Origin of the sequence: Nostocoides australiense Ben110 (assembly GCF_001050535.1) — a bacterium.
GTDB lineage: Bacteria > Actinomycetota > Actinomycetes > Actinomycetales > Dermatophilaceae > Nostocoides_A > Nostocoides_A australiense.
The window spans coordinates 4,252,298-4,254,053 of record NZ_HG764815.1; the positions used below are offsets into that span (position 1 = coordinate 4,252,298).

The 1,756-nt window shown below is 67.7% G+C and carries 1 protein-coding gene; it reads right to left on the minus strand.

Going from position 1 to position 1,756, the window contains the following annotated elements; all coding sequences use genetic code 11:
- Positions 1-341 precede the first annotated feature (341 nt).
- Entirely contained in the window at positions 342-1,700 is a 1,359-nt protein-coding gene (locus BN11_RS21075; RefSeq protein WP_048700423.1) for an ISL3 family transposase, read from the minus strand.
- Between the last annotated feature and the right edge of the window lie 56 nt (positions 1,701-1,756).

A 1,756-nucleotide genomic window follows, 5' to 3' on the forward strand; every position in this document is an offset into this window, starting at 1 on the left:
ACGGCATCGCTGTAGTTCTCCGCTGAAAGCGGAGAATAGGGATTTCCAGAAGAATCCAGGCCGCGAGCACCCAGATCCTTCCCCCACGCTTCCTCCGCAGACCTTGCACCCGACGTCAACCGGGCAAGAAGTCATGCTGGGAACAGCGGCTGAGAACTGCACAAACGTGGTGGAGCCAAGGGGACTCGAACCCGTAACCCCCTGCTTGCAAAACTGCCCCGAAACATGCGAAACTTGTTGTGTACCAAAGGGATTCGAGGGACAGGTATAGACAGACTAACCCATCAGATGACATTCTTTCCCCCACCAGTCCCCCACAGGGACTCCCGATGCTAACGGGCTCATCGAACTTGAGCGGGCAACTCGTTGGTCCCAGCTGTAGCTCGTCGGTGTTGACGAGTGCAGGCCCAGCGTATGCGGCGGCGTTGGTTCTCGGTGTTGCGGAAGCCGAAGGCGTTGCGTCCTTGGTGCTTGGCGAGCCGGTTGTAGCCCTCGGAGCGGGCGTTGGAGTAGCCGGTGAGCAGGCCGGCCTCGATCGCGGGCCACCAGTTCTCGACGGTCGCGGCGAGGCGGTGGACCTCTGGGCTGTCGCTGGCGGCGGCGAGGGACAGGAAGCGCCACAGGCGGTGGGAGATCGCGGACCGGTCAGGGACCGAGGTTCCCGGTGTGGGCGCGAGGGCGAGCAGAGCCCGGAGGTTCTCCTTCACGGCGTAGGCGTGCAGGACCTCGATACCGAGATCGCCTTGGTCGATCAGCCCGTTCCACATGCGCGCGAACGAGGCCGGGGACAGGCGTTCGTGGGCGGTGAGCAGCCGCCGCCGTGAGACCCACTCGGGGTCACGCTTGCGGCCTCGACGGCCCCGCTCCTCACGGGTGGCGCGTTGCCGCACGGCGGTGACCATGTCGTTGCCGAGCCGGACCAGGTGGAACCGGTCGGCGACCAGGACCGCGCCCGGGAGGGCGTCGGCGACGGCCTTGGCGTAGGACGCGGACAGGTCGATACACACGTGGGTGACGTTGTCCCGCCAGGCTTTTGGCTGGTCGGTCAGCCAGTCCGAGACGACGTGCGCGGTCCGTCCATCGACATGCGCGAGCAGGCCGGCGGTGCCGTCGGCGTCGACGATGCCGGTCAGCCACCGGTCGGCGATGATCCGCCACCGGCCGGTCTCCTCGTCGCGGGCCCAGACCGGCTTGCCGCGGCGGGTCTCATCGATCCCGAGCACACGCACCGCCGGCACCGGCGCGGCCAGCTCGGCATCGACGTGCGCGACGAACGCGGCGTGCACGATCGGCCAGGACACCCGGTACCGGTCCACGGCCGCCTGAACACACGCGGCGTCGGTCGCGACCCGCTCACCACACTCGGCCCGCAGCCGGGACGTCAGCCTCGAGCGGGCCGGCACCGTGGCCAGTGACTCGGTGAATGTTCCTCTCGGGCAGGCCCGTTCGCGGCACCGCCACCGCGTCTTGTGCCACACCAACCGGACCGACGAGGCCCCGTACGGCAGGTCCCGCGGATGCGTGGTCGTGCGTTCCTTGACCGAGGTTGACAGCACCCCGCACTCCGGGCACGCTGCCGCGGACCGTTCATCGGTGACGACGTCCACGACCCGGCCGCCGTCACCATCGAGGGTGACCAACGCCACCGCAAGTCCCTCGATCCCCAACAGCAACGTCGCCGACCGCTGCCGTCGAACCATCCCTGTATGCGTACGCTGAACCAAGCCCGTGACCTCACCTTCGTGACCATGAACTG

Bases quoted from the DNA above. Each gene is read 5' to 3' on its own strand.
- BN11_RS21075 (WP_048700423.1), bottom strand. From the start codon at position 1,700: ATGGTTCGACGGCAGCGGTCGGCGACGTTGCTGTTGGGGATCGAGGGA.